Here is a 21,102-nt window from a genome sequence, read left to right as displayed (position 1 = left end):
GACCCGACCGTTGACTCTTCTTGCCCGCCTCGCTTCAGACGTACAGCTGATGTTTCGACGCCCACCGCGTCAACAATATGCTGCGCTTTGCTATCGAGTGAAGAAGAAGACAAGCGAGCTTGAGGTGCTTTTGCTGACGAGCCGCGATACCGGCCGGTGGGTCATTCCCAAGGGCTGGCCGATGGATGGGCGTACAGCCTACGAGGTTGCCGCCCGCGAAGCCTTTGAGGAGGCGGGCGTGCGCGGGACGGTCGAGAACGAAATCCTTGGCACTTACTCGTATCCGAAGGCTTTGAAGAATGGGCTCAGCGTAACCTGCAAGGTTCAGGTCTATGCACTTGAGGTCGTCAACATCGCCAAGAATTTCAAGGAGAAAGGCGAGCGCAAGACCGAGTGGGTTTCCTGTGACGAAGCCGCGAAGCGGGTTTACGAGCCCGAGCTGCGGGAGATCTTATTGCTCTTCAAGCGCCGTATGGCGGAGCAGCTTTCGGCAAGGATGCCGAAGCAAATTCCCGCGGAATGATGCTGCCATCTTGCGCTGCTAACCTTGGCGACGTTAAAGGGATTGAACGCCAAGGAATAGCATGCCCGACCGACCAGCCGTCCTCACGAAACGAACTCTCGACAAGGATCTCGACAAGCTTACGCATGTTGAGGACGCGACGAAGTTTGTGTCGCGCAAACTGGTGGCCCCGGGCCTCGGGCTGATCTTCCTCGGACTGGCCATGCTTTTTGCGGGCGTGTACGTCTTCGACCGGCCAAGCGCCGTCCTCGTGATCGCCGCAGCAGCACTTGCCGCCTACATGGCCATGAACATCGGCGCAAATGACGTCACCAACAACGTGGGCGCCGCGGTCGGTGCGCGCGCGATGACCATGGGCCAAGCGCTTGTCATCGCCGCAATCTTCGAAATTCTCGGTGCGGCGGTTGCCGGCGGCGAGGTCGTCAAGACGATTTCGTCAAGCATCGTCGATACGGTGCAGGTTCCGCCGGGGACGCTCAGCTGGATCATGATGGCGGCGCTGATGGCCGCCGCCTTGTGGATCAACCTCGCCACCTGGCTGAATGCGCCGGTCTCGACCACGCATGCGATCGTCGGAGCGGTGATAGGAGCGGGTGTCGGCGCGGTCGGCCCCGACCCGGTGAACTGGCGCGTCATGATCGAGATCACGTCGGCCTGGGTGACATCGCCCCTGCTTGGCGGCGTGATCGCGGCTGGTCTGCTTTTCATAGTCAAGACCTTCATCATCTACCGTGATGACAAGATCGCTGCGGCGCGGCGTTGGGTGCCCGTGCTGATCGCTATGATGATCGGCGGCTTCGCGTCGTACATGGTCCTGCAGATCGAAGCGACCAACGAGTTTTCGCCGTTTACAATCATTCTCTTCGGCATCGCGGTCGGCTGCCTCGGATGGCTTGCCGCACGATCGTTCGTCCGCAGGCAGGCTGTGCGACTGGAAAACCGCAACAGCTCGCTGCGCGTTCTCTTTCAAATCCCCTTGATCGGTTCGGCAGCACTGCTTTCCTTTGCGCACGGCGCGAACGACGTATCCAATGCCGTCGGCCCGCTCTCGGCAATCGTGCGTGCGGTCGGCGCGTCCGCCGGAGATGCGCACGGCAATCCCCCTGTCTGGGTGCTCTTGATCGGTGCCTTCGGTATCTCCGTCGGCCTTCTGCTTTTCGGGCCGCGCCTGATCCGGCTTGTCGGTGAGCAGATTACCAAGCTCAACCCCATGCGCGCCTATTGCGTGGCGCTGTCAACGGCCTTCACCGTTATCGTCGCCTCATGGCTTGGCATGCCGGTCAGCACAACGCATATCGCTGTAGGTTCCGTGTTTGGTGTCGGCTTCTTCCGCGAGTGGTACACGCGGCATTCAAAGCGTCGTATCGAATACATGCACCGCAGGGCCGAGAGCTGGGCGCTCGACGAACCGGAAGATCCGAACACGCACGAAGTTCGCCGGCGCTATCTCGTCCGCCGGTCGCATTTCATGACGATCATTGCCGCCTGGATCATCACTGTGCCGGCCTCGGCAGCGCTTGCAGCCGTCATCTATTGGGCTATGTTCGCGCTCTTTGTTTGAGCAGGACTTCTCAATGCGCGCCAATTTTCGGATGCAACGGCTGTTCGTGGAGGCTCCCCTCGGTGCCGGGGCGACGGTCGAGACGACGGCAGATCACTTCAACTATCTCGCCAACGTGCTGCGTATGGCCGAGGGCGCCGAGCTGCTTGTCTTCAACGGCCGCGATGGCGAGTGGAAGGCGCGTCTCTCCTTTCCGACGCGAAAGCGCATTGTGCTGATTGCCGAGGAGCAGACGCGGCCGCAACCCGCGCCGTCCGATCTGCACTATCTCTTTGCCCCCCTGAAGGTCGGGCGCCTCGACTACCTTGTGCAGAAGGCGGTGGAGATGGGAGCAGGCATTCTGCGCCCAGTGATGACCCAGCATGTGCAGGGCAAGATCACCAATCGCGACAAGCTGAAGGCAAATGTCATCGAGGCGGCGGAGCAATGCGGCATACTTGACATCCCTGATGTTGCCGAGCCTGTGAAGCTGTTCGACCTCCTGGATACCTGGCCGGGCGACCGCCGCATCATCTATTGCGACGAGGGCGACGCAGGGCAGAACCCGCTGCCTTTGCTGTCCGGAATCAGCGAACGCAAGCTGGCGCTGCTCGTCGGCCCCGAGGGCGGTTTTTCCGAGGAGGAACGCGGGCGGCTGCGCAGCCTCGATTTCATCACCGCAATCCCGCTTGGGCCGCGGATCCTGCGGGCGGATACAGCTGCGGTTGCTGCCATGGCAGTCATTCAGGCGTCGATCGGCGACTGGAATTAACCTTAGGATCGCTTGCGGCCGAAATATGCTGCTATTTTTTTGATGGGCCGTTGAAACAATTTCACTTGCAACATACGTGGGAGCGGTCCTAATCACCCTTCCAATTGCCCGGGTTTTCCCAGGCGCTCTCCCATTGCAGGTAGACTTGAATGGCTCGCGATACCACCGACCAGACCCCGCTCTCTTCGGTTCAGGAGCTGACCGATTATCTCGCCGCGGGAAACAAGCCGAGGGAAAAATTCCGCATCGGCACCGAGCATGAGAAGTTTGCCTTCTTCCGGGCCGACAACAGCCCCGTGCCGTACTTCGGCGAGGCCAGCATTTCGGCGCTGCTGCAAGGCCTTCAGAAGAAATCCGGCTGGGACCCGATCACGGACGGCGACAACATCATCGGCCTTGGCGAGCCGAAGGGAATGGGCGCGATATCGATCGAGCCCGGCGGCCAGTTCGAACTGTCCGGCGCACCGCTGGAAACGATCCACGAGACCTGTAAGGAATCGAACACGCACCTGGCGACGCTGCGCGAAATCGCCGAGCCCATGGGCATCCGCTTCCTCGGCATCGGCGGCAGCCCCAAATGGACGCTGGCCGAAACGCCCGCGATGCCGAAATCACGCTACGAGATCATGACCCGCTACATGCCGAAGGTCGGAGCCAAGGGTCTCGACATGATGTACCGCACCTGCACGATCCAGGTGAACCTCGACTTCTCCTCGGAAGCCGACATGCGCAAGAAGATGCGCGTCTCGATGAAGCTTCAATCTCTGGCAACCGCCCTCTTTGCCTCCGCGCCCTTTACCGAAGGCAAGCTCAACGGCCTGCTTTCATGGCGCGGCGATATCTGGCGCGATACCGACAACAATCGCTCCGGTCTGCTGGACTTCACCTTCCGCGACGACTTCGGTTTTCACGACTATGCCGAATGGGCCCTCGACGTGCCGATGTATTTCGTGGTGCGCGACGGGCATTATCACGACTGTACCCATGTTACCTTCCGGCAGTTCATGAACGGCGCACTGAAGGGCGAAATCGCCGCCTGGGAGCCGACGATGGGAGACTGGACGAACCATCTCTCGACGCTCTTCCCGGATGTGCGGCTGAAGCGCTTCCTCGAGATGCGTGGCGCGGATGGCGGCCCCTGGCGGCGCATCTGCGGGTTGCCGGCCTTCTGGGTCGGGCTTCTCTATGACGACGCAGCGCTCGAAGATGCGGATATGCTGACCAAGGACTGGACGTTCGAGGAGGTCAACGCCTTGCGCGATGCCGTGCCGGCGCAGGGTTTGAGGGCAAAGTTCCGCGGGCATGAACTCTATGAGACCGCGCGTGAGGTCATCGCCGTTTCGAAGGCGGGTCTCAGGACGCGCAACAAGCTCAACAGGGAAGGCCAGGACGAAACCATCTTCCTTGCGCCGCTCGACGAAGTCATGGCCAAGAAGGCGACTTTGGCCGAGGATCTGCTGGCGCTTTACCACGGCCGCTGGAACGGTTCCGTGGAGCCGGTCTTCGAAGAATATCAATACTAAGCGCTTCTGCAAAAAGCGGTTTGCGCATTCCTTTTTCCGGCTATAGTGACGCAATTGCGCGTTGCGAACCGGGAAGGGGATTTCCATGCTGCCACTCTTCGACATGATGATGCAGGCACAAAACGGCGCGGCGATGGATGCTGTCTCCAAGCAGTTCAATCTTGCTCAGGAGCAGGCCGCCAAGGCGATGGCAGCGCTCATGCCGGCGTTTTCCGCCGGCCTGAAGCGCAGCACCAGCAACCCTTACGACTTCATGGGTCTGATGCAGGCGGTCGCCTCCGGCAACTATGCCAAATATTTCGAGGACATGAGCAAGGCCTTCACGCCGCAGGGGATATCGGACGGCAACAACATCCTTGGACAGCTGTTCGGCTCCAAGGAGGTCTCGCGCGCGGTGGCGGCGCAGGCGGCCCAGATGACGGGTATCGGACAGGAAATCTACAAGCAGATGCTTCCGGTGATGGCCGATACGCTGATGGGCGGCCTGTTCAAGCAGTCGATGGGACAGATGACGACCCCGGTCAACCCGTTCGTCGACACGGCGATGGGCGAAACCATCCAGAAATGGCTCGAAAACACCGGCTTTGCACCGAAGCAGAAGCCCAGTCCCGAGCCCAGCATCTTCGATAACCCCTTCACTCAGGCCATGCAACTGATGTTCGGCATGCGGAAACCGGAGGCAGAGAGGACGGTCACCAACCCGTTTTTCGACAACCCTTTCGCAAAAGCCTTTCAGGAAATGATGGGCTCGCTCGGAAAGCCGGTCGAGCCGAAACCCGCGGACGCTCCGAAGGAGCAGGCAAAGGCAGAGACTGAAACCTATATGGACATGCTGAACAGCATGTTCGACAGCGGGCTCGAGGTGCAGAAGAGCTACCAGAAAAGCATGGAAACCATATTTGAGACCTATATGCCGAAGACACCTCCTTCCACTCCCCCAAAGGCATAAAAAAACCCGGAGACGGCTGGGAGGCCGGTCACCGGGCAAGAGGCAGGGCTATTGGCTATCACCCTGCGGGGAAAAACTGAGCCGGCCTTAATCCTTTCGGGACCGGAAGAGCGACTTTGGTCCGCGATTGTGCGCGGAACGCGTCAGATGTTCCGACGGATCTTCAAAGAAGGTGGACGCCAGGAACGCCGAGGTGAGATCGGCTCTGCTAAGGCCGATATCCTTCAATTGATTGTCATCGAGCTCGTGCAGCCGGTTGATCTCCATACGGTTGCGGAACACGCGCAGTACGGATGACAACGTTGCAAAGCCATTTGCGAGACGCTGGGAAAACGTCAGCGTAGTCTGGCTGCAGTCGAGTTCGATTATCCGGTCTGTCGTGCGCATGGTTGATCCTTTCATTGGCGCGCAACAACCCACCCCTCCCGCGAGGTCGAGCGGGAAGGCATCGGGTTGAAATCGGAGCGGACAGGCAGGGTGTCTGTCCTTCACTTTGTTTGATTTGCACCCCGAAGATGCCAAACACCTATTGATCAGTCCAACGAATGTTTCTAATGATTAGCATCAGAGATTGTTATAGGTGAACTCATGTCCGCACCTCTTGATATTGATCAGTTGCAGACCTTTATCGCGATTGTCGATTCCGGCAGCTTCACCAAGGCTGCCGACAGGGTCTACAAGACGCAGTCGGCCGTTTCCATGCAGATGCGGCGGCTGGAAGAACGCATCGGCAAGCAGCTTTTCATCAAGGACGGTCGCGGCAACCGCCTGACCGCCGAGGGCGAAAAGCTGTTGAACTATGCGCGGCGCATGATTCGGCTGAACAACGAGGCGATCGCAGCCTTTGACGACAACCGTCTCGAGGGCACGCTGCGCATCGGTACGCCCGATGACTACGCCGACCGCTACATGCCGGAGATCATCGGCCGCTTCGCCAAGACGCATCCGAATGTCGAGCTTTACATCGTCTGCGAGCCCTCGGTGGACCTTGCCGAGCGCATTCATCGCGGCGAGCTCGATATAGCGCTGGTGACGCATAACCCGCGCGAGCGCATGTCAGACGTCGTGCGGACCGAACCGCTCTGCTGGGTTGGTTCGGCCAACCATCCGATCCGTGACGATGCGCCGGTGCCACTTGCCGTCGGTCGCCGCGACTGCCAGTGGCGCCAGCTCGCCTGCTCGGCGCTCGATGCGGTCGGACGCGAGCACCAGATCCTGTTCACCAGTTGGTCATGCACCGTGGTTGCGGCCGCAGTCCTCGCCGGCATGGCCGTTTCCGTCATGCCGGAATCGGCGCTGCGCACGGGAATGAAGGTACTGAGCCAGGCGGATGGTTTCCCCGCCCTGCCCCCGGTTCAGATCGGCATCATGAAGCGGCCCGGTGTCTCGATCTCGCTGATGAACGCCATTACCGCGCATATCACCGCCTGCCTCGACAACATCACGCCCGCCGTTGTCGACGACAATCTCGAGCCTGATGTGAAGAACGCCTATGGGCGGGTGCAACCCCGCCTCAAGATCGCCAACGCCGTACCCAGCTGGTAGGCGCGCTCAGGCAGCAACAGGCGAGAGGAAGGCCGTGCGGATCACGCGCTTCCACTCGTCCAGAATGCGCCTGGCAAGGGAATCCTCGCTGACGACCGCAAGGCGGATCGAGGCCCCAAGCAGGTGGCTGAACAGGTAGGTGCGGGCCTGCATGTCAGCTGTGGACAGTTCCGGTGCGACGCGGCGGACGGCGTCCTGGAAAATGTCCGCAATCCGCTTACTGTGCTCGATGTTAAGCCGCAGCAGGTCGTGGTCGGTCTCGGTGCCCATCCAGATGCCGAGATAGGCAGCGTCTCTGCGATAGTCGTCATAGTGCCAGTCAATCGTTGCGGTGAGCACATCGAGCGCATGATCGACGGAGTGCACGGATGCAAAGGCATCGGCTATCCGCGTCTGGATCGTCAACGCATGGCGGTCGAAGAGAGCTTTGACGATCGCGGCCTTCTCGGGAAAATACTGATAGACGGAGCCGATCGGCACCTTGGCGGCGACGGCCAGTTCCGTCATCCGCATGGCGCTCACACCCTTTTCGGCAATGATTGCCGCCGCGGCCGCCAAGATGAGGTCGAGCCTCTGAATACTGCGTTCCTGCTTCGGCTTCCGGCGGAGGCCAATACGATCCAAACTTCCGACCTTCATGTCGTTCCCATTTGTTCTATTTGGAGCGACGGAGGTGGTTCATGCCGGCGCCATTTGGCCGATATGACATGCAGGTCTTCACGACTCGTAAACGAGATAGATCGGATTGTCTGAATCGGGAAAAGTATAAAAAAATCGGGGTGATACGCCCCGATTTGGTCATCTTCAGGTCGCGAATTTACCCGGCTGCCTCCGGCTCAGCGCTGATCGTATCGATCTTATAGCCGTCCTCGACGCAGGCGCGGTTCGCATCCGCGTGGGCGCGCTTGAAGTCGGCCATTGATGATTGTCCGCCCAGCACCACCGGAGTTGTCCATTGACCTTCGATAATCTCTAGTCGTATTTATTGAGACATTCGATTGGAAGAAATTATCATGCTGACACTTCGACAGATGCGCTACTTCGATGCGCTGGCAACGACGCGCCATTTCGGCCGGGCCGCCGAAATGGTCCACATCAGCCAGCCCGCGCTGTCGACCCAGATCATGGAGATGGAAGAATATCTCGGCGCCAAGCTCGTCGAGCGCACGCGGCAGAACACCTTTCTGACGCCGAAGGGCGAAGAGGTGCTGCACTACGTCCGCGCCATCCTGCATCAAGTCGACCTGCTCGAGCAGACGGCACGAAAAGGCGGCGGAACACTCGAAGGTCTGATCCGCATCGGAATTATTCCCACCGTCGCACCTTACCTCGTCCCGCAGTTCGTTCCACATCTGCGCAGGACATACCCCAGCGTCGAGGTGGAACTGCGGGAGGCGGTGACCGATCGACTGATGGCAGATCTTCTGACAGGGAAACTGGATGCCGTGATCGCGGCGTTGCCGCTCGACATCGAAGGCATCCAGACGCGGCCGCTCTTCACCGACCGCTTCTTCATGGCGGTGGCCGACAACGGAGAGGCAGTGCTGATGTCGCCGCTGACCGAGCATGAGGTGAACGTCGACCGGCTCCTGTTACTCGAGGAAGGACATTGCCTACGCGATCAGGCGCTCGCCGTCTGCAGCGCCGGCAAGCGCAGCCTTGTGAATTTCGGCGCGACGTCGATGGCAACGCTCCTGCAGATGGTGTCGCACGACATGGGCATGACGCTCATTCCTGAAATGGCCATTCCCACGGAAACCAGCCGCAATTCCATTCGCATACTGCCGTTCACCGATCCGCAGCCGTCGCGCGAAATCGGCCTTGCCTGGCGGCGCAGCAATCATCGCGGCAAGGAGATGGAGGCGCTGGCAGAGGCGATCATCGCCGTCGCCCCTGCCCCGCACGAACTGGCTGCCTGATCAGGCGAGATTCTTCTTCAGGAATTCGACCGTCCTGCTCCAGGCCAGATCGGCGGCCTTCTTGTCGTAGCGGGCCGACGATGTATCGTTGTTGAAGGCATGATTGACGCCGTCATAAACGAAGATCTGGAAGTCCTTGTCGTTCTCCTGCAGCGCCTTCTTGTAGGCGTCGATGCCGGCATTGATGCGGTCGTCGAGACCGGCATAGTGCAGCATCAGCGCTGCCTTGATATTCGGCACGTCGGCCGCCTGCGGCTGCGCCCCATAATAGGCGACGCCGGCCCTCAGCTCCGGCGATTTGGTGGCGAAGTCGTTTACCAGCCCACCACCCCAGCAAAATCCGATCACGCCGACCTTGCCATTGGAGTTGTCGAGCTTGGTCAGATAGGCGAGCGTCGCCTCGGCGTTCGCCACGGTGGCGGCCCGATCGAGCGTGCTGAACATCTCGCGGGCCTTGTCCTCATTTTGCGGTGTGCCGCCCTGGGGCGAAAGGAAATCCGGCGCCAGCGCGATGAAGCCCTCCAGTGCCATGCGGCGCGCGACATCACGGATATGCGGGTTGAGGCCGCGGTTTTCGTGGATGACGATCACCGCGCCAAGTTTGCCCGAAGCACCCTTCGGTTCGACCAGATAGCCTTTCATCTCACCGGCACCGCCGGGATAGGTTACGTCCTTCCCCACCAGTCGCTGGTCGTCGGCGGCGATCATTTCCGCACTTGCCTTGTTGGCAGCGAGCATCGGCGCGATGGCGACGGCGGCGCCGGCGGAACCGGCCAACTTCGTCAGCTTGTCCATGAAGCCGCGGCGGTCGAGTGTCAGATGCGTGTATTCGTCGTAGGCGTTGATCATCGCCTGCGTGATTTCCGGCCTGTCCATTGGAGTCCTCCTGTTCCCTACCTGTCGGCTTTCACCTGCGAGGGAAGATAGGTCAGTGGCCGGTAACGCAGGAACAAAACTGCGTTACTTCAAGTCGCTCAGCCGTTCGGGAAGACCATCCAGACGGCAAGCCACAGCCACATTGCACCGAGCACCACATAGCCGGCTGCAAAGAGCGGGCTGCGGTAACGGAGGTTGTTGCTGGTGACATGCACGAAGGCATGCAGATAGCGCAGCGCCACGAAGACCCAGGCAAGCACGACAGCAACGAGGTTGTCGGCTTGCGTGATGTAGAGGAGGACGCAGCAGGCGTAAAACAGCACCGGCAACTCGAACTGATTGGCGAGGCAATTCTTGACGAAGAGGCCTTCCGGCGGTTCATCGCGGTTTTCGCGGTAGTTCGACCGGCGAACCTTTCCCGCCTGAACCAGTTTCCGGCGGCGAAAGCCGAGAAGCACGTAGAGGAAATAGACTAGTGTCCGTCCACAAACGGTAAACCGCTGAAATTATTGGAGGAATCGCGATATTGCCGCGGGCAAAGCCCGGCGGTTTCAGGTACACTTTAGATCAAGCCATTGATTCTAAAGACAAACCCGCAACCGCCGGAGCCGACAATGCGCCAAGAACGCACCGTCCAATCCAATATATTCGATCTTTTCGCCGAACACGAGATCGGCCGCGAGCTGAAAGCCATGTCGCAATGGCTGGATGAGCATCGTGATCTGCTCGGGCTGGTAGCGCAGGACCTGCGCCGCCACGGCGTCAAGGAGACCGGCCGCGAGGGCCTGCCGGCGGAGGCCGTGCTGCGTTGCGCCCTGCTCAAACAACACCGTCAGTTGAGTTATGAGGAGCTGGCCTTTCATCTGGAAGATTCCGCCTCGTTCCGGGCTTTTGCCCGGCTGCCATGGGGGTGCAGCCCGAAGAAGTCGGTCTTGCACAAGACGATCAGCGCGATCCGGGCCGGGACCTTTGAAGCGATCAATCGCGTGCTGTTGACAAGCGCCCGGCAGGACAAGGTGGAACGCGGCAAGGTCGTGCGCATCGACAGCACCGTCACTTCGGCGCTGATGCACGAACCGAGCGACAGCAGTCTTTTGTGGGACTGCGTGCGGGTGATGGTGCGGCTGTTGCAGCAGGCGGCTTCCTTGGGCAGCGCCATCTTATGGCACGATCACTGCCGCGCGGCGAAGAAGCGATCCCGGGCGATCCAATTTACCCGCGGTCGTCCGAAACGAGTTCAGCACTATCGCGCGCTGCTCAGGATCACGCGCACCACCTTGAGCTATCTCGAACAGGCGGCGGCGCAGCTGCCCTTGGCGGCGGGCCCGGCGGTCGAACGCTGGCAGGCCCAAGTCCGCCACTATAAGCCGCTGATCGAACGGATCATCGCCCAGACCGAGCGGCGGGTCCTGGCCGGCGAGGCGGTGCCGGCTGGCGACAAGCTGGTCAGTTTGTTCGAGCCGCATGCCGACATCATCGTCAAAGGCAGCCGCGACGTCGAGTATGGCCATAAGATCAATTTGACCACCGGCACAAGCGGGCTGATCCTCGACCTCGTCGTCGAAGCCGGCAACCCGGCCGACAGCGAGCGCTTGCTGCCGATGCTGGAGCGTCACATTGGCATCTGGGGCGAGCCGCCACGGCAGGCCGCCGCCGACGGCGGCTATGCCAGCCGCGAAAATCTGAGCGGAGCCAAGGCCTGGGGCGTGCGAGACATGGCCTTCCACAAGAAGTGCGGCCTCAAGATCGAAGACATGGTCAAAAGCCGTTGGGTCTATCGCAAGCTACGCAACTTCCGCGCCGGCATCGAGGCCGGCATCTCCTGCCTCAAACGCGCCTACGGCTTGGGGCGCTGCACCTGGCGTGGGCTCGACCACTTCAAGACTTATGTCTGGTCCTCGGTGGTCGCTTACAATCTCGCCCTCTTCGCCCGCCTCAGATCGAACTGACATCCCATGTCGCCAGCCAAAACCGGACCGGCGGAACGCCGGCAGTTCCCAATGCGCGCATTTCCACCAGAAATCCTGGCCGCCGCAATTAGCACCCATGAGCCACACCGCATGGCTTCAAAGCGGCCACCAAGCGGAACCCAAACGCGCTGCAAGCACAAGAAAACCAGCCGTTTATGGACGGAAACTAGACTAGGGCTACGTGGGCAATGATGGGCCAGAACATTTCGTAGCCGGTCATGCTGTCTCTTCCTGCCGCTTTCCGTTTGGTTTCCGTGCTGTAGAGGAAAAGCGTCGGCGCCGCAAATGCTCGCCGCAACTCAGCGGCGGGCAAGGCTGCATCAGACCTTGGCGATGCCACCATTGGCGAAGATCTCGGCACCCGTGAGGAAGCTTGGTTCGTCCGACGCTAGAAAAAATGCGGCGGCTATCTCATCGACGCGACCGATCGGTACCTGCGAACTGAGGTAACCAAGGAGGCCCTGCTGTTGCGCCTTGTCCTTGCCGGCGAAGTCGACCAGGCGGTTGTTTCCGCCGGGCCGGGCATTGCGGTGGCAGTGAGACTATGTCTCGCCTTCTTCGCGATGCATCGCGCGAACGATGCCGAAGCGGGCAATGACGATCAGGCAGATGGCGAGGCTCGCGAACTTCACTCGCGTCATCCACGGCAACAGGCGAGCGGCATGATCCGTCCAGGCGCTGTCTCCAAAAGCAATCAGGCTGGAGATGTTTTCGCCGTAGTCGGCAAGGCCATAAATGAAGGGAAGCGCATAGACGAGCGCGATCAGGGAAGGACGGATCGGGCGATTGAAGTGGGGGCCGCTAGGTCTCAACCTCATCAACACCAGCAGCAGGAGTGCGGTCAGAAGCGCCGGGAAGATCATCTCCGGACCGGCATACATCGCCTGCAGCAAATTGCTGGCGATCTCGTTGTGGTCGAGAAGCTGGCGCATCCGGCCGACGGTCAATTCGTCATAACCGCCGAAATAGACATCGAGAACGGCCTGCCCGGTCTCATGTTTAAAGGGGACGACAAAGCCGAATGTCGTCCACGCAAGCGCGCCGAGGCAGATGGCTGCGAGCAGCGCGATAATCCAGAGCGGAATACGGCTGCCCGGGTTCATTTTCAGCCGCCGGAGCTCGGATAGTTGGGGCTCTCGCGGGTGATCGTCACGTCGTGGGGATGGCTTTCGCGAAGGCCGGCGCCGGAGATGCGCACGAAGGTCGCGCGCTCCTGGAAGTCCTTGATATCCTTGCCGCCGACATAACCCATGGCGGCCTTGAGGCCGCCTGCAAGCTGGTGCAGGACGCCAGAGACCGGGCCCTTGTAGGGAACCTGGCCTTCGATGCCCTCAGGCACGAGCTTCAGCGTGTCGCGCACTTCAGCCTGGAAATAGCGGTCTGCCGAGCCGCGCGCCATGGCACCGACCGAGCCCATGCCGCGGTATGCTTTGAAGGAACGGCCCTGGTAAAGGTACACTTCGCCGGGGCTTTCATCGGTGCCGGCGAGCAGCGAACCGATCATGACAGCGGAGGCGCCTGATGCAATCGCCTTGGCGACGTCACCCGAGAACTTGATGCCGCCGTCTGCGATGACGGGAACATCCTGCGCTTGCGCAGCCTCGACGGCCGACATGATGGCGGCGAGCTGGGGAACGCCGACACCGGCCACGATGCGCGTCGTGCAGATCGAGCCCGGACCAATACCGACCTTGACGGCATCCGCACCGGCATCGATCAATGCCCTGGTGCCCTCCGATGTTGCCACGTTGCCGGCCATGACGCGCACGGAGTTGGAAAGCTTCTTCACGCGGGTGACAGCCTCGAGAACGCGGGCCGAATGGCCATGCGCGGTATCGACGACGAGGAGATCAACGCCTGCCTCGATCAAGCGTTCAGCCCGCTCGAAACCATCATCACCGACGCCGACGGCGGCAGCGGCGCGCAGGCGGCCCTGCGCATCCTTGGATGCATTCGGGTTCAGCTGCGACTTTTCAATGTCCTTGACGGTGATGAGACCGACGCAACGACCTTCGCCGTCGATCACCAGCAGCTTTTCGATCCGGTGCGCGTGCAACAGGCGCTTGGCTTCCTGCTGATCGACGTTCTCCTTGACGGTGATGAGGCCCTGATGGGTCATCAGCTCGTGGATCTTCTGCTTCGGGTCCGAGGCGAAGCGGACGTCGCGGTTGGTCAGGATGCCGACGAGACGGCCGGACTTTTCGACGACCGGAATGCCAGAGATGCTGTAGGTCTTCATCAGCCCGAGCGCATCGGCCAGCGTCGCATCGGGACCGATTGTCACCGGGTTGACCACCATGCCGCTTTCGAACTTCTTGACCTGGCGGACCTGCTCGGCCTGCTCGGCAGGCGTCAGGTTCTTATGGATGACGCCAAGCCCGCCCGCCTGCGCCATGGCGATGGCAAGGCGGCTTTCCGTGACGGTGTCCATCGCCGAGGAGATGATCGGGATGTTCAACTCGAAGTCGGTCGCAATCCGCGTTGCGACGCTCGTCTGACCGGGCAAGACCTCGGAATGACCGGGCTGCAGGAGCACGTCATCGAAGGTGAGTGCGTCCAAACCGGTTGGCGTTTCTATGATGCGAGCCATGGCCAATTTCCTTCAATTAAGAAAAATGCAACGCCTCCCGGAACGAATCGTCCGCACCGGCGGTGTGCAAGGGTTGCTTTGGAAGTTGGCGAGGGCTGGTAACACGTCTATGACAGGAAGGGAATAGCAAAAAGCCCGAGGTGTCCGCCGGGCTTGGTATGGCTGCCATGCAGCGACCTCACAAGTCGAACTGGTAGGTCTTCGGAACGAAGCGATATCCATCCTCGTACGTCTCGACAAAGCCGACCGCCGGGAACGGCATGTGGTAGCCCAGGAAAGCGATCCTATCGGTGGCGATCATGTCGAATACCTTCCGCCGCGTGGCTGCTGCCTGTGTCTTGTCCGCGTCGAAGCGAACCTCCCAGTCGGGCTTCTGCAGCGACACGATGTAGTGATTGGCGGTATCGCCCGTCGCGACCAGGCGCTTGCCTTCCGATTCGACATGGAAAACCATGTGTCCGGGCGTGTGCCCTGGCGCCAGCATCGCCGTGATGCCGCCTGCAACTTTGCCGCCGTCACCGATGAAGGTCGCGTTCTCGGCAAGAGGCACGACATTGGCCAGAACTGCTTTGTGGCCGCCTTCGGCGGGCGTGGCCTCGCGGGCCTTGTCAGTCCAGAAATCGTATTCGATCTGGCCGATGACATACCGCGCATTCTTGAAAGCTGGAGTGCCAGCTTCCATCAGGCCGCCGATATGATCGCCATGCAGGTGGGTCAGCGCCACCAGCGTGATGTCGTCTGGCGAATAGCCGGCAGCCTTAAGCCCATCGCGAAACTGGCCGCTGCCGCGGGCACGGCCGCCCTCACCAAAGCCGGTATCGACGAGGATGACATCCGATCCGGTATCGATCAGTGTCGGCGCATAGGAATTGATGAATTTATCGGTCGGCAGGAAATTCCTCGCGAGCAGTTCCTGGACAGTCTCTAGCTTCTGGTTGGCCCCAAACGTCTCATAGGCCTTTTCACCAATGCTGGCGCCGTCCTTGAAGACAGTAAATCTATAAGAGCCGAGCTTGAATTGATTAAATTGGGGCTGCGTCGTCGCATCCATCTTGGTCTTTCTCCACTTGCGGCCATTGCGGCCGTCTCTTTCAAAATCATCGGCGCCGCCAGCAGGCCGATGCCCACTGCAAACAACGCACGCCGCGTCATCCCCGACGCTACTCGCATTTCCCATCCTTCTGATAACGCGCGGCATCTTTGTCGCACAGCCCCAAACAAACATAGGTCAATCCCGATCGTTGAAATTGCTGAGCAAACGGCCTCACGCAGACGTGATGCAAACGTCTTTCAGAAGCGGAATGAGGGGTTGGCAGAGCCTTTCCCTAGGAATACAGAGCACTGGCTTCCCGAGCCGCCTTCGCACGACCTCCAAGGCATTTCGCGCATGAACCGCATCGTTCCGCTGATCCTCGCCGTCGCTCTCTTCATGGAGCAGATGGACTCCACCGTCATATCGACCGCCCTGCCCGCAATCGCCAACGACCTCCACGTCGGGCCGATCACGCTGAAGCTGGCGCTGACCTCCTACATGGTGTCACTCGCGGTCTTCATTCCGATCAGCGGCTGGATGGCGGACAGGTTCTGCGCCAAGCGCATCTTCCGCCTGGCCATCTGCGTCTTCGTCATCGGCTCCATCTTCTGCGCGATCTCATCCGGCCTGATCGAGTTCGTCGTCGCGCGTTTCCTGCAGGGCATGGGCGGCGCGATGATGACGCCGGTCGGGCGCCTCGTGCTTCTAAGAACGACGAAACGAAGCGAGCTTGTCTCGGCGATGGCGCTGCTGACTATTCCGGCACTCGTCGGTCCGTTGGCCGGCCCGCCGCTCGGCGGCTTCATCACAACCTATTTCACCTGGCATTGGATCTTTTTGATCAACGTGCCGGTTGGCATCATCGGTGTCTGGCTCGCAACGATCTTCCTGCCTGAGGTTGAAGCGACAGCGCCGCCGAGGCTGGATTTCATCGGCTTCTTGCTGACATCGTTTTCGGCCGCCGGCGTCGTCTTCGGCCTTTCCGTCGTCAGCCTGCCGGCCTTGCCGCCCGTTATCGGCATCACCGCGACGGCAATCGGTCTCGTCTGCGGCTTTGTCTACGTGCGCCACGCCAAACGACATCCGGCGCCGATCCTCAACCTGAACCTGTTCCGCAATCCGACCTTCCGCGCATCGACAACCGGCGGCACGCTGTTTCGCATTTGTATCGGCGCGATGCCCTTCCTGACCCCGCTGATGCTGCAGCTCGGCTTCGGTCTGACACCGTTCCAATCGGGCATGATCACCTTTGCGGGCGCGATCGGTGCGATCACCACCAAGTTCATGGCGCGCCGCGTCTTTGCCGCGGCCGGCTTCCGCACCACGCTGCTTTCGGCAGCAGGAGTGACGACGATCGTGACTGTCGCGACCGGGTTGTTCACGCCACAGACGCCGCACCTCGTCATCATCGCCATCCTTCTCGTCGGCGGCTTCTCGCGCTCGTTCTTCTTTACCGGCGTCAATGCCCTGGCTTTTGCCGATATCGATGATGCGCAGGCGAGCCAGGCAACGTCGATGAGTTCGGTGATGCAGCAGATCAGCCTGGCGCTCGGCGTCGCGGTTGCCGCCGCGATCCTGGAGACGTCGATCTACTTCCGCGGCGAGGCGCTGCAGGTTGCCGACTTCCACATCGCCTTTTACGTGATCGCGATCCTGACCGTCGTGGCGACTATCCCCTTCATCCGGATGGACAAGAGCGCTGGGGCGCTGGTCTCTGGCCACCAGGCAAAGCGCCTCGCCCCGGCGGCGATCGAGGCAGAGCAACAGGCCGTGAAGTAAGGGCTATTCGGGAGTCTCGCAGACGGCGCTGAGCTTGTTGCCGTCCGGATCGCGAACATAGGCGGCATAGAAATTGGCATGGAACGGCCGCAATCCCGGCTCGCCTTCATCGACACCGCCGGCGGCAAGCGCTGCGGCATGGAATGCATCCACATCCGCGCGGCGCGCGGCATGAAGCGCGACCATCGAACCATTTCCGCTCGACGCCCGCCGGCGGTTGAATGGGGTGACGATCCAGAGCCGGCAGCGGGTGTCACCATCTGCCGCGTAGCCGATTTCCTCTTCGGAGTAACGTTGGCGGCGGTAGCCGAGCAGCGGCAGGACGATGTCGTAAAACCGCCGCGCCTGATCGATGTCGTTGGTTCCGAGGGTGACGTATAAGAGCATGGTACCGGGGCGTTCCAAGTCTTGGGAGGCCGATCATCACTCAAGACCAGCCCAAAGATCAAGCTTCCGTGACGTCGGGCTCCGCTTGGCGGCCCTTGAAGCCTTTCGCCAGCAGGAACATCTCGACGGATTCGGCGCGCGACGACGCCGGCTTGACGTGGACGACCTGCTTGAAATGTCGCTTCAGCATATTGAGCAGATCGCGTTCGGTGCCGCCCTGAAAGGTCTTTGCCAGGAAGTGACCGCCCTCACCCAGCACTTCGACGGCAAACTGGGCCGCCACTTCGCAGAGGTGCATGGTGCGCAGATGGTCCGTGCGATGGTGGCCCGTGGTGGGCGCCGCCATGTCTGAGATGACCAGATCCGGGGTGCCGCCGACGGCTTCGATCAACTGAGCCGGCGCTGAGGGATCCAGGAAGTCCAACTGCAGGATCTTCACGCCCGGCAGTTGAGTCATCTCCAAAAAGTCAATCGCTGCGACGCGGATATCATCATCGGTGGAGCCTGTTACCTTGGCAGCGATCTGCGACCAGCTTCCGGGTGCAGCACCTAGATCGATGATGCGACGAGCGCCCTTCAGGATGCTGTGCTTCTCGTCGATCTCGAGCAGCTTGAAAGCGGCGCGCGCGCGATACCCCTCCAGCTGTGCACGCTGCACATAAGGATCGTTGATGTGGCGCTGCAGCCATTGCCGCGACGACGCCTTCATCTTCTTATTCTTGACGCGCTGGCCGAGTTTGCGGCCGGTGCGGTTACCCGCAATCGTTGGCTTCGCCATGCTTGTCCCCTATTTGCCGCGCTGGCCGCGGCGGTTGCGATGGCGCCGCCAGACGCCGTCATCCGCCATCATGTCCGTGAGCAGGCCTTCCCTCAAGCCGCGATCGGCAACACGCATGCGCGGGCTCGGCCAGCGGCGGCGGATCGCCTCCAGAATGGCGCAGCCGGCCAGCACCAGATCGGCGCGATCGGGCCCAATACAGGGATTGGCGGCGCGGCTGGCGAAATCCCACGACAGCAGCTTTGCCTGCATCGCCGAGACCTCGTCATCTGAAAGCCAGATGCCGTCGACCTTGCGCCGGTCGTAGCGCGGTAGGTCCAGATGAACACCGGCAAGCGTCGTCACGGTTCCCGAGGTGCCGATGAGATGGAAGTCATCCGCATGACCGATATCGATTGCAGGGCAATCGAAGCTGCCAAGCATGCCTTCCACCTCCACGACCATGCCTTCAAAGACATCCGGCGTGACATCGCGTCCGCCATGGCGCTCCGAAAGCGTGACAACGCCAACGGGAAGCGAGGTCCAGTGGGTGATGTGATTGGCGAGGCGATTGAAACGGTTGTCGCCGATGCGGATGACCGCGATTTCAGAGGAGCCGCCGCCGATATCGAAGAGGACGACCGAGCGCGTCTCCCGTCCGACGAGCGACGAGCAGCCGGAAACGGCGAGCCGCGCTTCGGTTTCCCGATCGATAATCTCGAGTTCAAGGCCGGTCTCGGCAACCACGCGCTCGAGGAATTGCGCCCCATTGCTCGCTTGCCGGCAGGCTTCGGTCGCGATCAGCCGCATGCGGCGGATTTCGCGGTTCTTCAACTTGGAGGCGCAGACGCGCAGCGCATCGACGGCGCGATCCATGGCGTCGTCGGAGAGGCGACCGCTTGCCGCCAATCCCTCACCAAGGCGGACGATTCGGGAGAAGGCGTCAACAACGCGAAACTGGCCCGGCCGCGTTGGCTGGGCGATCAGCAGACGGCAATTGTTAGTGCCGAGATCGAGAGCAGCATAAAGCTCATCCGGCCATGGATGTTCGCCTTGGCTGCGCTGCCCGCCGTCGGACTGGCGTGCCGCACGATTGTCGTTCTGGCCGGTTCGCGATTCAGCGACCCCGTTCCGCCCGGTTGGCGCTGGCTGCTGCGGCTGGGCCGGATGTCCCACCGGCTTTTCATGCACCAGCGGACGTCCCTGGAGGCCGCGCTTGCCGCGATGCTTGCGGCGATTGCGGCGGCTCGGCACGGATTCGCTGTCGCTGCAAACGCCTTGTCCGGCGGTTGCGGAGATTTCGTTGCTTGTCCGTTGCGGCTGCTGCCCGGCTTCGCCGGAGGCGCTCGCACCACGACGGCGACGCTTTCGCTTGTGCGCCGCGTTGCCGGCTTCGATTGGGCGTGCCGCCTCTCCGGTATCGCCGGAGAGGACATGCTGAGCGGCCTGGTTCGCATTGCGGGATTGCCCGCCACGCTTGCCCTTGCGGCGCCTGGACTTCTTGCCGTCCTTGCGCCCTGCCGCCAACGCCCCGTTACCTTGCGGCTTTGAGCCGCCTTCGGGGTCTTCCACGTTCTTTTTCCATCGCGCCGCGCAAGTCCAAAGGTATGCAGCAGGCGCTCATTCGATTTTGCGTTGCCGCGAAGATACCAGCGCATGGCGAAATCGCCAAATTCTTTTTGCCACGGGGGGAGAACGGACCTTTTGGCGCGCATCAAAAACACATCACCAAGTCGCTGTGGATTTTTTTCGAAACGGGTATTTGCAATCCGTGATGTTTTGGTTATAAGCGCCGCACAGCAGCCAAGCCATGCTTCGGCAGCTTCTGCTGGGGAATAGTTCAATGGTAGAACGACGGACTCTGACTCCGTTAATCTTGGTTCGAGTCCAGGTTCCCCAGCCAATTTTCGTTAAATTCCCTTAGTTTTTCGGACGTGCCGGATCCCGTTTCGGCGTTAATATCGACCTGATGCCCAGGACCGTAGCCCGCAGGTGATGCCCACGCAAAGGAATGGGCGGCGTCGCAGGTGGCAGGCAAGGGCACACCCCATGCGCCAAAAACCGATCCCTTTGCCGATGTCCTGCGTCACGTTGTGCGTGTGAACAGCGTGCATGTACACTATGTGGTCGCTGGGTCGGGCGAACCGGTGGTGCTACTCCCTGGCTGGCCGGAAAGTGGGATTTCGTGGCGGAAGATGATTCCGCTCCTCACCGCCACTGGGCGGCAGGTTTATGTGCTAGAGCCACGCAGCTTCGGCGACAGCGACAAGCCTCAGACGGGCTATGACTCGATACTGCGGCTCGCGACCTGCACGATTTCCTGGTGGCGACGGGGCTGAACCGTCCCGGTGGCGTCGATATCGTGGCGCATGATGTCGGCCCATGGACGCACATCCGTATGCTGTAAACTATCCCGGCGACGTCAAAGGCTGTGCTGACTACCCTGGGCGTCTCTCCCTTGCCTTCCGGCATTCCGGGCGAGGCGGTCAACCTGAAGCTCTGGCAGTTCGGTTTCAACCGGCTGCACGACCTCCCCGAGGTGCTCGTTCAAGGGCATGAACGCGCATATCTCACTTGGCTATTCCAGACCAAAAGCACGCGCAACTATGCGATCGACCCCGCCGCTGTCGATGAATTGTCCGGATGTTCTCTGCTCCCGGCGCGGCCCGCGCCGGGATCGAATGGCACCGCGCCGCTTTCAGTCCCGAAGGGATCGCTCAGGAGGAAGAGCGCGCGAAAGCTCAGGTTGACGATGCCGGTGCTCGCGCTCGGCGGCGGCGATCGACTTGGCGACGGGCTGCGCGCGGCTGTCGCGAAGATCGGAGATCATGTCGAGGGCGTTGCGACTCCGGGTAGCGGGCACTTCCTGCCGGAGGAGGCCCCCGATGAGTTCACGACGGCGGTTCTCGCGTTCTGGCAGAAAAATCCTTGATCGAGGG

At 61.0% G+C, this 21,102-nt stretch carries 19 protein-coding genes, 1 tRNA gene and 2 pseudogenes; 12 read left to right on the top strand and 10 right to left on the bottom strand.

Annotated features, from left to right (window positions below; all coding sequences use genetic code 11):
- The first annotated feature begins 10 nt into the window (after positions 1–10).
- The 5 genes from LPU83_RS42785 to LPU83_RS42765 all read left to right on the top strand — a co-directional run bounded on the left by LPU83_RS42785 (position 11) and on the right by LPU83_RS42765 (position 5,307).
- On the top strand, positions 11–523 hold the full coding sequence (locus LPU83_RS42785) for an NUDIX hydrolase (RefSeq protein WP_024317771.1): 513 nt from the start codon (positions 11–13) through the stop codon (positions 521–523).
- 61 nt (positions 524–584) lie between these two features.
- Entirely contained in the window at positions 585–2,084 is a 1,500-nt protein-coding gene (locus LPU83_RS42780; RefSeq protein ID WP_024317770.1) for an inorganic phosphate transporter, read from the top strand.
- Between the two features lie 13 nt (positions 2,085–2,097).
- A complete protein-coding gene (locus tag LPU83_RS42775) occupies positions 2,098–2,835 on the top strand; it encodes a 16S rRNA (uracil(1498)-N(3))-methyltransferase (RefSeq protein WP_024317769.1) in 738 nt (245 codons plus the stop codon).
- Positions 2,836–2,984: 149 nt separating this feature from the next.
- Entirely contained in the window at positions 2,985–4,358 is a 1,374-nt protein-coding gene (locus tag LPU83_RS42770) for a glutamate--cysteine ligase (RefSeq protein ID WP_024317768.1), read from the top strand.
- A gap of 85 nt (positions 4,359–4,443) precedes the next feature.
- Complete coding sequence (locus LPU83_RS42765) at positions 4,444–5,307, top strand: DUF937 domain-containing protein (protein ID WP_024317767.1); 864 nt, start codon at positions 4,444–4,446, stop codon at positions 5,305–5,307.
- Positions 5,308–5,394: 87 nt separating this feature from the next.
- Here LPU83_RS42765 and LPU83_RS42760 read toward each other — a convergent pair whose 3' ends face one another.
- Positions 5,395–5,694: a YjiS-like domain-containing protein gene (locus LPU83_RS42760; RefSeq protein WP_024317766.1), complete on the bottom strand. Its 300-nt coding sequence runs from the start codon at positions 5,692–5,694 to the stop codon at positions 5,395–5,397.
- A 201-nt stretch (positions 5,695–5,895) separates the two neighbouring features.
- Between LPU83_RS42760 and LPU83_RS42755 the strand changes: the two genes are divergently transcribed.
- The gene (locus tag LPU83_RS42755) at positions 5,896–6,852 is read left to right on the top strand and encodes a LysR substrate-binding domain-containing protein (protein WP_029710342.1); all 957 of its coding nucleotides are present in this window, start codon (positions 5,896–5,898) and stop codon (positions 6,850–6,852) included.
- A gap of 6 nt (positions 6,853–6,858) precedes the next feature.
- Here LPU83_RS42755 and LPU83_RS42750 read toward each other — a convergent pair whose 3' ends face one another.
- Positions 6,859–7,491: a TetR family transcriptional regulator gene (locus LPU83_RS42750; protein ID WP_024317764.1), complete on the bottom strand. Its 633-nt coding sequence runs from the start codon at positions 7,489–7,491 to the stop codon at positions 6,859–6,861.
- A gap of 374 nt (positions 7,492–7,865) precedes the next feature.
- On the opposite strand from LPU83_RS42750, the gene LPU83_RS42745 reads away from it, so the two are divergent.
- Complete coding sequence (locus tag LPU83_RS42745) at positions 7,866–8,771, top strand: hydrogen peroxide-inducible genes activator (protein WP_024317763.1); 906 nt, start codon at positions 7,866–7,868, stop codon at positions 8,769–8,771.
- Here the strand turns inward: LPU83_RS42745 and LPU83_RS42740 are convergent, their stop codons facing one another.
- Both LPU83_RS42740 and LPU83_RS42735 read right to left on the bottom strand, forming a co-directional pair.
- On the bottom strand, positions 8,772–9,647 hold the full coding sequence (locus LPU83_RS42740; RefSeq protein ID WP_024317762.1) for a dienelactone hydrolase family protein: 876 nt from the start codon (positions 9,645–9,647) through the stop codon (positions 8,772–8,774).
- Between the two features lie 98 nt (positions 9,648–9,745).
- Positions 9,746–10,123, bottom strand: a pseudogene (locus tag LPU83_RS42735) (MAPEG family protein); the annotation flags it as partial.
- A 138-nt stretch (positions 10,124–10,261) separates the two neighbouring features.
- Between LPU83_RS42735 and LPU83_RS42730 the strand changes: the two are divergent.
- Complete coding sequence (locus tag LPU83_RS42730; RefSeq protein ID WP_037069090.1) at positions 10,262–11,596, top strand: ISNCY family transposase; 1,335 nt, start codon at positions 10,262–10,264, stop codon at positions 11,594–11,596.
- 563 nt (positions 11,597–12,159) lie between these two features.
- On the opposite strand, the gene LPU83_RS42725 is transcribed toward LPU83_RS42730, so the two are convergent.
- From LPU83_RS42725 to LPU83_RS42715, 3 genes and pseudogenes are all read right to left on the bottom strand, one after another.
- Positions 12,160–12,720, bottom strand: coding sequence for a hypothetical protein (locus LPU83_RS42725; RefSeq protein ID WP_024318880.1), 561 nt, complete (start codon positions 12,718–12,720; stop codon positions 12,160–12,162).
- A gap of 2 nt (positions 12,721–12,722) precedes the next feature.
- Positions 12,723–14,207 carry an IMP dehydrogenase gene (gene guaB / locus LPU83_RS42720; RefSeq protein ID WP_024318879.1) on the bottom strand — a complete coding sequence of 495 codons (1,485 nt, stop codon included), beginning with the start codon at positions 14,205–14,207 and terminating at the stop codon, positions 12,723–12,725.
- Between the two features lie 178 nt (positions 14,208–14,385).
- A pseudogene (locus LPU83_RS42715) lies at positions 14,386–15,377 on the bottom strand (MBL fold metallo-hydrolase).
- Positions 15,378–15,594: 217 nt separating this feature from the next.
- On the opposite strand from LPU83_RS42715, the gene LPU83_RS42710 reads away from it, so the two are divergent.
- Positions 15,595–17,019 (top strand): MFS transporter, encoded by a 1,425-nt coding sequence (locus tag LPU83_RS42710; protein ID WP_024318878.1) that lies wholly within the window; start codon positions 15,595–15,597, stop codon positions 17,017–17,019.
- Positions 17,020–17,022: 3 nt separating this feature from the next.
- Here the strand turns inward: LPU83_RS42710 and LPU83_RS42705 are convergent, their stop codons facing one another.
- Genes LPU83_RS42705 through LPU83_RS42695 form a run of 3 tightly spaced genes read right to left on the bottom strand, consistent with a single transcriptional unit; the run spans position 17,023 to position 19,735 of the window.
- Positions 17,023–17,406 carry a VOC family protein gene (locus tag LPU83_RS42705; protein WP_024318877.1) on the bottom strand — a complete coding sequence of 128 codons (384 nt, stop codon included), beginning with the start codon at positions 17,404–17,406 and terminating at the stop codon, positions 17,023–17,025.
- A gap of 58 nt (positions 17,407–17,464) precedes the next feature.
- Positions 17,465–18,184 (bottom strand): RlmE family RNA methyltransferase, encoded by a 720-nt coding sequence (locus tag LPU83_RS42700; RefSeq protein WP_024318876.1) that lies wholly within the window; start codon positions 18,182–18,184, stop codon positions 17,465–17,467.
- A 9-nt stretch (positions 18,185–18,193) separates the two neighbouring features.
- Positions 18,194–19,735, bottom strand: a complete 1,542-nt coding sequence (locus LPU83_RS42695; RefSeq protein ID WP_024318875.1) for a Ppx/GppA phosphatase family protein — start codon at positions 19,733–19,735, stop codon at positions 18,194–18,196.
- A gap of 257 nt (positions 19,736–19,992) precedes the next feature.
- Between LPU83_RS42695 and LPU83_RS42690 the strand changes: the two genes are divergently transcribed.
- From LPU83_RS42690 to LPU83_RS42680, 3 genes are all read left to right on the top strand, one after another.
- A tRNA-Gln gene (locus LPU83_RS42690) sits at positions 19,993–20,066 on the top strand.
- 124 nt (positions 20,067–20,190) lie between these two features.
- Entirely contained in the window at positions 20,191–20,502 is a 312-nt protein-coding gene (locus LPU83_RS75760) for an alpha/beta fold hydrolase (RefSeq protein ID WP_112334067.1), read from the top strand.
- Between the two features lie 92 nt (positions 20,503–20,594).
- Entirely contained in the window at positions 20,595–21,095 is a 501-nt protein-coding gene (locus LPU83_RS42680) for an alpha/beta fold hydrolase (RefSeq protein ID WP_141652632.1), read from the top strand.
- The last annotated feature ends 7 nt before the right edge of the window (positions 21,096–21,102 follow it).

Source organism: Rhizobium favelukesii, assembly GCF_000577275.2.
GTDB classification, from domain to species: Bacteria; Pseudomonadota; Alphaproteobacteria; order Rhizobiales; family Rhizobiaceae; genus Rhizobium; species Rhizobium favelukesii.
Note: the sequence above shows the minus strand (reverse complement) of the source record. Positions and strands in the feature narration are given on the sequence as shown.

Bases quoted from the DNA above. Each gene is read 5' to 3' on its own strand.
- LPU83_RS42780 (WP_024317770.1), top strand. From the start codon at position 585: ATGCCCGACCGACCAGCCGTCCTCACGAAACGAACTCTCGACAAGGAT.
- LPU83_RS42775 (WP_024317769.1), top strand. From the start codon at position 2,098: ATGCGCGCCAATTTTCGGATGCAACGGCTGTTCGTGGAGGCTCCCCTC.
- LPU83_RS42770 (WP_024317768.1), top strand. From the start codon at position 2,985: ATGGCTCGCGATACCACCGACCAGACCCCGCTCTCTTCGGTTCAGGAG.
- LPU83_RS42765 (WP_024317767.1), top strand. From the start codon at position 4,444: ATGCTGCCACTCTTCGACATGATGATGCAGGCACAAAACGGCGCGGCG.
- LPU83_RS42760 (WP_024317766.1), bottom strand. From the start codon at position 5,694: ATGCGCACGACAGACCGGATAATCGAACTCGACTGCAGCCAGACTACG.
- LPU83_RS42755 (WP_029710342.1), top strand. From the start codon at position 5,896: ATGTCCGCACCTCTTGATATTGATCAGTTGCAGACCTTTATCGCGATT.
- LPU83_RS42750 (WP_024317764.1), bottom strand. From the start codon at position 7,491: ATGAAGGTCGGAAGTTTGGATCGTATTGGCCTCCGCCGGAAGCCGAAG.
- LPU83_RS42745 (WP_024317763.1), top strand. From the start codon at position 7,866: ATGCTGACACTTCGACAGATGCGCTACTTCGATGCGCTGGCAACGACG.
- LPU83_RS42740 (WP_024317762.1), bottom strand. From the start codon at position 9,647: ATGGACAGGCCGGAAATCACGCAGGCGATGATCAACGCCTACGACGAA.
- LPU83_RS42730 (WP_037069090.1), top strand. From the start codon at position 10,262: ATGCGCCAAGAACGCACCGTCCAATCCAATATATTCGATCTTTTCGCC.
- LPU83_RS42725 (WP_024318880.1), bottom strand. From the start codon at position 12,720: ATGAACCCGGGCAGCCGTATTCCGCTCTGGATTATCGCGCTGCTCGCA.
- guaB (WP_024318879.1), bottom strand. From the start codon at position 14,207: ATGGCTCGCATCATAGAAACGCCAACCGGTTTGGACGCACTCACCTTC.
- LPU83_RS42710 (WP_024318878.1), top strand. From the start codon at position 15,595: ATGAACCGCATCGTTCCGCTGATCCTCGCCGTCGCTCTCTTCATGGAG.
- LPU83_RS42705 (WP_024318877.1), bottom strand. From the start codon at position 17,406: ATGCTCTTATACGTCACCCTCGGAACCAACGACATCGATCAGGCGCGG.
- LPU83_RS42700 (WP_024318876.1), bottom strand. From the start codon at position 18,184: ATGGCGAAGCCAACGATTGCGGGTAACCGCACCGGCCGCAAACTCGGC.